General features: G+C 56.9%; 10 protein-coding genes. All 10 read left to right on the top strand.

What is annotated here, in order from left to right; all coding sequences use genetic code 11:
* Nucleotides 1-347: 347 nt before the first annotated feature.
* On the top strand, nt 348-1,610 hold the full coding sequence (locus tag ACFO27_RS11725; protein ID WP_376817486.1) for a tyrosine-type recombinase/integrase: 1,263 nt from the start codon (nt 348-350) through the stop codon (nt 1,608-1,610).
* Nucleotides 1,611-1,830: 220 nt separating this feature from the next.
* A complete protein-coding gene (locus ACFO27_RS11720) occupies nt 1,831-3,114 on the top strand; it encodes a FliC/FljB family flagellin (RefSeq protein WP_376817485.1) in 1,284 nt (427 codons plus the stop codon).
* 128 nt (nt 3,115-3,242) lie between these two features.
* On the top strand, nt 3,243-3,749 hold the full coding sequence (locus ACFO27_RS11715; protein WP_376817484.1) for a GIY-YIG nuclease family protein: 507 nt from the start codon (nt 3,243-3,245) through the stop codon (nt 3,747-3,749).
* Between the two features lie 123 nt (nt 3,750-3,872).
* A complete protein-coding gene (locus ACFO27_RS11710; protein WP_376817483.1) occupies nt 3,873-4,187 on the top strand; it encodes a transposase in 315 nt (104 codons plus the stop codon).
* Nucleotides 4,184-5,005 carry an IS3 family transposase gene (locus tag ACFO27_RS11705; RefSeq protein WP_376817482.1) on the top strand — a complete coding sequence of 274 codons (822 nt, stop codon included), beginning with the start codon at nt 4,184-4,186 and terminating at the stop codon, nt 5,003-5,005. The genes ACFO27_RS11710 and ACFO27_RS11705 overlap by 4 nt, the downstream gene beginning before the upstream one ends.
* A gap of 73 nt (nt 5,006-5,078) precedes the next feature.
* Nucleotides 5,079-6,302, top strand: a complete 1,224-nt coding sequence (locus tag ACFO27_RS11700; protein WP_376817481.1) for a hypothetical protein — start codon at nt 5,079-5,081, stop codon at nt 6,300-6,302.
* A gap of 204 nt (nt 6,303-6,506) precedes the next feature.
* A complete protein-coding gene (locus ACFO27_RS11695) occupies nt 6,507-7,508 on the top strand; it encodes a DUF4351 domain-containing protein (protein WP_376817480.1) in 1,002 nt (333 codons plus the stop codon).
* 107 nt (nt 7,509-7,615) lie between these two features.
* Nucleotides 7,616-8,704, top strand: a complete 1,089-nt coding sequence (locus tag ACFO27_RS11690) for a glycosyltransferase (RefSeq protein ID WP_376817479.1) — start codon at nt 7,616-7,618, stop codon at nt 8,702-8,704.
* Nucleotides 8,670-8,807: a hypothetical protein gene (locus ACFO27_RS11685; protein WP_376817478.1), complete on the top strand. Its 138-nt coding sequence runs from the start codon at nt 8,670-8,672 to the stop codon at nt 8,805-8,807. The genes ACFO27_RS11690 and ACFO27_RS11685 overlap by 35 nt, the downstream gene beginning before the upstream one ends.
* An 87-nt stretch (nt 8,808-8,894) precedes the next feature.
* Nucleotides 8,895-10,406: a Fic family protein gene (locus ACFO27_RS11680; RefSeq protein ID WP_376817477.1), complete on the top strand. Its 1,512-nt coding sequence runs from the start codon at nt 8,895-8,897 to the stop codon at nt 10,404-10,406.
* Nucleotides 10,407-10,519 lie beyond the last annotated feature (113 nt).

Genomic DNA, 10,519 nt, shown 5'->3' with positions numbered 1-10,519 from the left:
CGCAGGCCCGAGGACAGGCGTTCGATCGCCGAACCCAGAGCGGACTGGGACTTGTTCAGGTTGTTCTGGGAGACCAGAGCAAGGTAGTTAGTGTTGATAATCGTTCCGCATGGATTTCCATGAACTAATCACCATCTATGGATACATTTTGTTTCTTTGAGAGGGAAATCTATTGAGAGAATGCCTGACGCAAACGCCTTGCAGAGAGTCCTCGTGTATATGAATGTGTATATCGCCATGTCGATTTATATCATTGATAAATAAGGCATTCTGTACAAATACACTTATCTGGGCAAAAAGCAATGTGTATATATCTGTGTGCTCTTTTGTAATGGAGAAAGCAGCACATGGCTCAGAACCTTCTATCAACCCGTGCAATCAACTCTGCCAAGGCGGCAGGCAAGCCCTACCAACTCCGGGACGGCGGCAGCCTGTTCCTGTCGGTACAACCCAGTGGAAGCAAGCTTTGGCGCTACCGCTACCGCCTGAGCGGCAAGGCCCAGGTATACGCCATCGGACGCTACCCGGACGTCACGCTCGCCCAAGCGCGCCGGGAACGCGACCGGGTGCGGGACCTGATCCTTCAAGGCATTCACCCCCTGTGGGAGCAAAGGCCCGCCTCGCATGCCGAACCATCCGCGCCTCCCTCGTTCGAGACGATCGCGCACGCCTGGCTGGCCGCCAACCCGCAATGGAGCCCGGGCTACTCCCGCCAGATACGGCGGTACTTCGAAAAGGACATCCTGCCCGCCATTGGAAACGAGCCGGTCGCGGATCTCACCCCCATGGACATCCGCGCGCTCATCGCGTCGATCGCGGAGCGCGGCGCCCGTTGCGCCGCGCTGCTCGCGCAGCAGTGGATATCCCAGGTCTTCTCCCATGCCATCCTGCAAGGACTGCGCGAGGACAACCCGGCCAGCCTGCTCAAAGGCCTGGTCAGGCGGCCGACCGTGCGCCATCATCCGCCGCTGGGCTGGTCCGACATCCCGGAATTCTTCCAGCGCCTGGACGCCTGGGACGGGTACCCCGACATCGCCATCGGCCTGCGCCTGCTGGCGCTGACGTTCGTGCGGCCTTCGGAGTTGCGGCTGGCCCGCTGGCAGGAATTCGACTTCGACAACGCGGTCTGGATCGTTCCGAAGGAACGCATGAAGATGCGCCGGCCGCACATGGTGCCGCTGTCCCGGCAGGCGCTGGCGATGCTCCACGCCCTGCGCAAGCTGTCCGGCCTCGGTCCTCTGCTGTTTCCCAACCACCGGAATCCGGGCGGTGCGCTTGCCGCGAGCAGCTTCAACCACGCCATCGGACGCCTGGGATACAGTGGACGGTTTTCCGCGCACGGATTCCGGGCGACCGCCACGACCTTGCTCGGCCTGCTCGGCTATCCCGACAAGCTGGTGGACCTGCAGCTTGCGCACCGCCGCCGGGACGCCTCCCGAGCGCCCTATGACCATGCGCGTTTCGTCGGCTCCCGCACCCTGCTGATGCAGGACTGGGCCGACATCCTGAGCGCCTTGGCCAACGGCGAGCGGTATGCGCGCCTGTCCCAGGCGTTCGGTCCCCTGTCGGAGCGCAGGACCCGGATGCTGAGCGTGATCGAGCGGGAGTGACTCCACTCCCGGCAACCGTCTGCGCCGCGTAGCCCGCGGCCGCCCGCCGCCCTTCGGGAGATATCCTTTCGCCCTGGGGCGGCCTGGCGGCAAAAAAACTCGCACATCACCCTAAAGTTCCTCCTGGTCCCTCCGTTAACGGGGCAGAACAGGAGGTCACTCGGTTTGTCATCCTGGGCAAAAAGGGCGAATCCTTCGCCGAATCTCTTAGGAGTCTCTCATGGCTGTTATCAACACTAACTACCTTGCTCTGGTCTCCCAGAACAACCTGAACAAGTCCCAGTCCGCTCTGGGTTCGGCGATCGAACGCCTGTCCTCGGGCCTGCGCATCAACAGCGCCAAGGACGACGCCGCCGGCCAGGCCATTGCCAACCGCTTCACGGCCAACATCAAGGGCCTGACCCAAGCCGCACGCAACTCGAACGACGGGATCTCCATCGCCCAGACGACGGAAGGCGCGCTGACCGAGATCAACAACAATCTGCAGCGCATCCGCGAACTTTCGGTTCAGGCGGCCAATGGAACGAATTCGGACTCCGATCTCAAATCGATCCAGGACGAAATCACCCAGCGCCTGGACGAAATCAACCGCGTTTCCGCGCAAACGCAATTCAACGGCGTCAAGGTCCTGGCCAGCAACAACGAACTGACCATTCAAGTCGGCGCCAACGACAACGAGACCATCAGCATCAATCTGAAGGAAATCACCGCCAATACCCTTGGATTGGATAGCCTGACGGTTGCCAAGAACTCCTTGAATGTCAGCGATCCGATCACGACGGTTTCTGCAGGCGGCGGCGCTCCTATTGATGTGGATCTGAGCGCTGTCGCCACCTCCCTCGGCGTGGATGCCAAGGATCTTTCGCTGCATAGTTCTGGCGGAACCCAGTACGTAGTCAAGTCGGGCAATGATTACTATGCCGCTTCTGTTAATGACACAACTGGCGCCGTCGAACTCAACACTGTCGACATCTCTTTTGCCGATGCTGCTGGTGGCATTGCCACTGCTGATGCTGTCAAGGTCACTGGCCAGTTCGTGAAGGTCGGAGCTGACGCTGCTGGCTCCGCGACCGGCTACGTCGAACTGCAAGGCAAGACCTTTGCAGTTGCAGCAACTGCCCTTGTTGATGGTGGAGCGGCTCCGACTACCGATGACCAGACTACCACGATTATCGAGCTGAGCACCAAGGGAGGAACGACAGCGACGGCTGAGTTCCAAGGTGTCGCGACGGCCGATCCTTTGAAGCGCATCGATGACGCCCTGGCTCAAGTCGACAGCCTGCGCAGCGGCCTGGGCGCGATTCAGAACCGTTTTGAATCGACCATTGCCAACCTGAATAACACCATCACCAATCTGTCAGCCGCCCGTTCGCGCATCGAGGACGCCGACTACGCGGTGGAAGTGTCCAACATGACGCGCGCCCAGATCCTGCAACAGGCCGGCACCGCCGTGCTGGCGCAGGCCAATCAGGTCCCGCAAACCATGCTGAGCCTGCTGCGTTAATATCCTTGATATCACAGTAGCAATAATGGCTGGCATCGATGATGCCGGCCCATGAGCAAACAGCCTCTGGTTCTCACGAGTCAGAGGCTGTTTCGCATCGATGAAATAGATGATAGAGACAATCGCACATGAATATCACATTGGAGTGGCAAGATCCCATCAAGCTGATACGATCCCAACATCCAGGCAAAATATACGATGACAGTTTTCTCTCAGACATATCGGAAGAGTATGGCATTTATATATTTTCCCGTGTATATGGCGGAAAATACACTCCCATATATATAGGAAAAAGCATTAATCTGCGCGGAAGACTGAAGAGTCAGATGAACAATCTGAAACTTATCAGTCAGGTTAAAGACTGGCATCCCAATCCGAATAAGGTCGAGGCAAAAAAAATCATCAATGGAAAGCGTGTACTGCTCGTCGGGCATGTCAAGGCCGCTTCGGCTGCAAGCAAGGAAAAGGCTATTACATTGGCGGAAAAGGGTTTGATTGAGCATGCTTTAAGCAATGGCACACGACTTCTTAATATTCAAGGAACCCTCATAAAATATCACGAAATTTATTCTGAAAATTGGCCAAAGATGGATGGTTTCGAGCAAGAATATTTATATCTTAGAAGATCAAAATAATAGCAAGCATTCAAGCGGTTTGCGTGAGTATTTCGTGATTGAGAATTGCTGGATCTGAGATCATCAAATCTTGTATTGACCCAGTAAAAACCTGCTCAGGTGATAATTGAAGAGGAAATCATCATGAGCATGAAGATGGAAGACGAGATCAAGCGATGGACAGCCAAGCGCAAGAGCGCGCTGGTGCTGGACATCATCCAGGGTAAGACGACCGTATCCGAGGCCAGCCGCGCCTATGATCTGTCGCTCTCCGAAGTGGAGAAATGGGTCGATGACGCCAAGCGCGGCATGGAGAACGCTCTGAGGGCCAATCCGCTGGACGTCAAAGAGCAGTACGAGCGCCAGATCAAGGACTTGCAAGAAGCCTACGGTGAAGCGATGCTGGAGCTCAGAGCAAGAAAAAAATTGCAGTCCCTGTTGGGAGAGGACGAGAAATGATCGAGACGATCCGCCAGGGACTGAAGGAAGATGGATTCACCGTCTCGATCTCCAAGCTGTGTCAGTGGTTCAACATCCCCCGGCGCACGGTGTATTACAGGCCGACCCAGGCCGCGCCCAGGGTCAATCCCAAGTATGCCGAGCTGATCAAGGCGATGATTGAAGAGTCGCCGTCGTTTGGCTACCGTACGGTGGCTCACCTGCTGGGGTTCAACAAGAACACGGTGCAGCGGATCTTCCAGCTCAAGGGCTGGCAGGTGAAGAGGCGTGCCATCGGGTTGCGGCCCCGGATCGAGACGTTGCCCTCAGTGGCCACAGCGCCCAATGAACGTTGGTCCACCGATCTGTGCCGGATCTGGGCAGGCCGTGATGGCTGGGCGGCTCTTGCGCTGGTGATCGACTGCCATACCCGTGAACTATTGGGCTGGCACCTGTCGCGCAGCAGCAAGGCCACCACGGCCAGCAGGGCGCTGGAACACGCCCTGATCGCCAGGTTTGGGACGCTGGGGCGTGTGCCTGAGCCGTTTTTACTTCGATCGGACAACGGGTTGATTTTTACCCGTCGCAGCTACACCGCACTGGTGCGCAGCTATGGCCTGCGCCAGGAGTTCATCACGCCACATTGCCCGCAGCAAAACGGCATGGTTGAGCGTGTCATCCGGACGTTGAAAGAGCAATGTGCTCACCGCCACCGATTTGAATCGCTGCAGCATGCCAGCCGGGTCATTGGCAGCTGGATCAGCTTTTACAACCACCGGCGCCTACACCAAGCGCTGAAGATGAAAACCCCGGCTGAGGCCTTTGCATTAGCCGCCTGACCTGTGCAGGTTCCGCCGGGTCAATACAGAAATGAGTAAATAAGGTTCAACCATTTAACTATTAGAATATTAAATGAATATCAATTATATTTTTTCAGCAAAGCCGGAAAACTCCGGTTCTAGAATATGTTTTTTTCTATTATTATCAATCTGGGGAATTTTATTTTTCATACCGGAAAAAGCCATATTGATTATTTCGATAGTAATATTTTTTGGATTTATATATTTTATCTATTATCTGGCATCTGAGGGGTATCTGGTCAAAATCATAGCGGGAGTCATTGCAAGCATTGTTATAATGGTGATTGCTGCTGCAATTCCGGTTATTGGTTGGGCTATTTTATTTTTTTGGGTTATGTATAATTTAATCCAGGCATTTGATGGTATTAGAAACTTGTTGCCGGAGGCGTGTCTGAGTGCGGTCCTTTATGCCAGCCTTTTGATACCTATTTTTAGCAGTCTGGACAGTCCCTATATCAGCGGTGCTGTCTTGTCTATTTTGTGTGCGGCTTCATATATCTTTTCTGCCTTGTGGCTTTGTTCTCGCATTGGTCAGCGTTCAGATACGCCAAAAAACAGTCTTTTTTTACTCTCAATATCACTTCTTTCGATACCCATAATAGTTCTGCTGCTTGTTTCGGTCATAACTTCTCTACGGGCTGCTTTCCAAACAACTCTGACGGGTGCTGTAACAAAAGTACCTCAATCAGTCAGCGGATATGTGACTGCACGAGGGACTGTTGTCGAGGACTATACGCGTACTATTACTCAAACTGCGATAAAGTCAACGATTACTCCAGGTGTGGGTGCTATCGGTGCATCACTTACGGGTTCAATGGGAACATTAGTTGGATTGGACGGTAAAATATCTGAAAGGATTGCGGTTCATGAAAACGAAAGCTATGCAACGTGCAAAAGGCACAATTTTTATCGGTATGACGATTTGAATGATAAAAAAGTAGAAAATTTTATTAATTCATTTAATTCTAGGAAGAAATTTCCTGCACTCAAAAAAGAAAATATTATTTTTTACTTTGATGAGACATTATTGGGAAAAGGAGACCGAGGGGTGGTGCTGACGAATGATTATGTGTACTGTCTCCTGGGGGCGTTCAGTGATGAAAAAGAACTATGTATTAAATTTGATGATATAGCGGGTGTCGGTATTTCAGGGGTCCTGAACAAAGAAATAACGCTGCGTTTGGTCAATGGTAAGCAATATATAATTCCACTTACTCAATCAAACAGCGGTGCTGAGAAAATTCACAAATTAATAGGGTGCGCATCAAGAGTATAGTGTGCTGCATCAGTGCAGCCCCCAGCAGCCTCCGAAGTTTACTTTGATGTCCCGAGTGGATTATGCGGTTTTGCGTCGCAATATCTGTACATCAGAAGCTGAAATTCTCTGATCGGAGGATGTTTTCCTCCGTCCGTATTTCCCAGTCTGGCAGGACCAGCATCGTCTGCGCAGAATGAGGCTTCCCGAGCCAGGAAGCCCGCCATGTCCGCCCGCAATGCATCGTCGCCCGCTTTCGCGGACGATCACGACAGTCCGTGGAAGGACGCGCTCGAACTCTATTTTCCCCAGGCGCTGGCCCTGCTGACCCCGAACCTGTATTCCCTCATCGACGGGTCGGTGCCGGTCGAATTCCTGGACAAGGAATTGCAGGCGGTCTTGCGCGCCAGCGCGCCCGGCCAGGGCCACCGCCATGCCGACAAGCTGGCCCGGGTTCGCCTGCGCAGCGGCGATGACGCCTTGCTGCTGGTGCACGTCGAGATTCAGGGGCGCCTGTCCGGTCCACAGGCCCTGCAGGTTTTTGGTTGGCGGATGCTGGAATATAACGTGCTGATCCGGCAGCGGGAACGGCGCAGGGGCAGGGCGCTGCTGCCGCCGCAGGTTTATAGCCTGGGGGTTCTGATCGACCAGCCGCGGCGCGCGCCCCATGAGGCGCCGGCCGCCAGCCTGACCTATCGAAACGATTTTCTGGCCCAGCGGACCCGGTTCACCTTTCCGATTGTAGAATTGAACGACTGGCGGGCTCGCTGGGACGAGCTGGATGCGCTGGCGCCGGTGAATCCGTTTGCCGTGGTGATCATGGCGCAGTTGCAGGCGGCAGGGCATCCGGACAAGGCCAGCCGGCTGGCGCCGCTGCTGGATCTGACTCGCCGCCTGTATGGCTATGGCTACACGCGGGATGGGATCGGCCCTTTGTTGCGACTGGTGGAATGGATGCTCCGCCTGCCGGCGGATCTGGAGACGGACTACTTTCTGGCCGCCCAGCGGCTGGAACAGGAGCATGAAATGAGTTATGTGACGATTGCCGAGCGCCATGGGATGATACGCGGCCAGGCCGACCTGCTGCTGCGCCTGATCCAGCGCCGCTTCGGGCCGGTGGACGAGGCGGTCGTCCAGCGCATCCGCGCCGCCGGCACGGAGGAACTGGAAACCTGGTCGCTAAATGTCCTTGACGCTGCTTCGCTGGAAGAGGTGTTCAAGGATTGATCGGGCATGTGCGCCGTCCGGGGCGTTGCTCGGTACATTCCGATGGCGGTGGGCCGGGGATTGGGGCATGATCACGGCTGCCCCTGTTTGCGAGTCCGTGTGATCCGATGAACCCTCCCACCATTGCCCTGGTCATGATCGTCAAGAACGGCGCGGCCACGCTGGCCCGTTGCCTGTCCAGCGTGCAGGGCCACGTCGATGAATTCATCGTGCTGGACACCGGATCGACGGACGATACGATCGCCATCGCCCGGCGCTTCGGTGCCCGGGTGCATCATTTCGAATGGATCGATGATTTCTCCGCCGCCCGGAATGCGGCGCTGGATCATTCCTCGGCGGATTGGAACCTGATCCTGGACGCCGACAACTGGCTGGAGTCGGGGCACGAGCAGTTGCGCCGCCTGGGCTCGGTGCCGTTCCTGGGGCAGGTCGCCATCCTCAATCGCTTCATGCAGGGCGGCGAAGCCCGCCAGGCGACGGAATGGACTACCCGCGTGCTGCCCAGAGGGGTGCGCTATATGGGCCGGATCCATGAGCAGGCGGCCAACTCTGGCGATCTGCCCCGCAAAAGGCTGGATATTCGCGTTGGCCACGATGGCTACATGCCCGAGGGACTGGAGGCCAAGAAGGGACGCAACGAGGCGCTGCTGCGCGTGGCGCTGGCCGAAGCGCCGGAAGATCCCTATCTGCTCTATCAATTGGGCAAGGAACTCGCCCTCTATGACCGGCATGAGGAGGCGGCCGATCACTTCTCCCGGGCGGTGTCGCTGTGCGCCCGCGATCAGTCGTTCCGGCACGACCTGGTCATGCGCTCGTTGTACTGCTTGAAGCGGGCCGGCCGGCTGGAACAGGCGATCCTGCTGGCCGAGGAGGAATTCCCGTACTGGCCCGATTCCCCGGATTATTTCTTCTGCGTCGCGGACGTTTTCCTGGACTGGGCGGTCCGGCATCCCGCCGAGGCGGAATCCCAGTTCCTGCCGATCGTGGAATCCAGCTGGCTGAAATGCCTGGAGATCGGCGAGCGCCCGGACCTGTCGGAATCCGTCGCTGGCCGGGGCAGCTACCTGGCTGCGCAGAACCTGGCGGTGCTGTACGAGAACACGGGCCGGGCGGCGCTGGCGGCCGAGTACCGGGAAAAGGCCGAGACGATGCGGGATCGCCTTGCCGGGCAAGAAAGGCCGCCGCTTCATCGATAAACTGGTGCAGGTGCGCCTGCGCGCCGGCACCGAGGCCTGGCTGCTGATCCATGCCTCGAACATCCTGGATGCCGCGACATTGAATGATGTTTTTCGTGACTGATCGCTGGCGGCGCGGGTCAATATAGATATTTCCTGGAAAATAATATCTAATATAGAAAAAATATAAATTCCATAGAGATTTTCTTGGATGGCTATTGCGCTCGGCTACAACGCACTCGTGACCCGCTTCAACTTGGCGGTGCCGCCGCTGCGCCAGACCTTCTGGCTGGGGGCGCGAGCGGCTGAGTCCCGCACGCAGGCTCCTGACGGGACTGAACGGATCGAGCTGCCGCGCGGCCGGGTCTCGGCCGAGCCGTCGACGGTGGAGCAGCTCACCTTCGCGCTCAAGCGCGAGCACCTGAACCTGACCGTGCTGGGCGCGCTTTTCGAGCATCGTCCGGTTCTTGCGGACATCCAGGAATGGCTGAACAGCCGGCCGACGTCAGGCTATGCCCGCCGGGCGGGGTACTTGGCGCACTGGCTGGCCGGCGCGGACTTCGAGTACCGGGCGCCGGCCGGATCCCCGCGCGTGCGCTTGCTGAACGCCGATGACTACTTGGTGGGCCCGGAAATGTCCAGCCCGCAGTTCGCGGTGGTCAACAACCTGCTCGGCAGCCGGGCGTTCAGTCCGCTGGTGCGAAAGACCGAGACGTTGCGTGGGCTGCTGGCCGAAGATCTGCGCGCCAAGGTTGCAAGGGCGATGGATGCCATCGAACCCGAGATGCTCAGCCGGGCAGTGGACTATTTGTACCTTTCCGAGACCCGCTCGACCTATGGCATCGAAGACGAGGTGCCCGACAGTTCGCGCGCCGCCAAGTTCCGGCACTTGCTTGAAATGGCTGGTGAGTCTGGCGTGTTCGATGAAGAGAAACTCTGCGAGTGGCAGAATCTCATCGTGACGCCGCTGAGCGCCGAATCCAGTTATCGGACGGCGCAGAACTGGCTGTCGCGCCCGGGCCGTTTGCGCAATATGGCCGATTTCATTCCCCCTCCCGTCGAGCAAGTGAGGCCGATGATGGAAGCCGTCGGCCGGGTGGCGGCGTATGCGGCGGAAGGCATGCTCGACCCAATGGTGGCTGCGACCTGCGCGGCCTTCGGCCTGGTCTTCGTGCATCCGTTCTTCGATGGAAACGGGCGGTTGCATCGCTTTCTGCTGCACCATGTCTTGCGCCAGTCGGGCTTCACGCCGGCGGGTGTGGTGCTGCCCATTTCGGCACGCATGCTGAAGCGGCTGGACCACTATTCGTCGTTGCTGAAGTCCTATTCGAAGCCTCGCACTGAACTATTGGACTATCAGTTGGACGGCGACAGCGCCACCATCCGGGTGATGTCTCCGCAACCCCTGTGGCTCTATGCTTATTTTGATGCCACCGAGATGTGCGAGTTCATGCTCCAGTGCTGCAAGCTGTGTGTCGAGGAAGATCTGGCAGCGGAAGTGGAGTATCTGCGCAGCCATGATCGGACAGTGCGCGAACTCGAGACCTGGCTGGACATGCGCCAATCGAAATTGAACTCGCTCATCGACATCATCGTGCAAGGCCACGGTGCTTTGTCCCGACGCAAACGAAACTTTGTCGAGGAACTCACCGATGAGCAGGTGGCGCGTATCGAAGAGGTCGTTGCTCGTCATTTCGCCAAATACATCGATCACCAGGTGTAGATTTTTTCTTTTATGAAGCCAAATAAGTAGAAATTTTTTAAGTTCTATAAAAATTGAATCAATCCGCAGCGCGCACATAGAAGAATCTGCAGCATGGGTTTCCATGACCTGGC

It is taken from the genome of Castellaniella denitrificans (genome assembly GCF_042653765.1).
GTDB classification, from domain to species: domain Bacteria; phylum Pseudomonadota; class Gammaproteobacteria; order Burkholderiales; family Burkholderiaceae_B; genus Castellaniella; species Castellaniella denitrificans.
The sequence above is the reverse complement of the archived record's forward strand: the minus strand, read 5'-3'. Positions and strand labels throughout refer to the sequence as shown.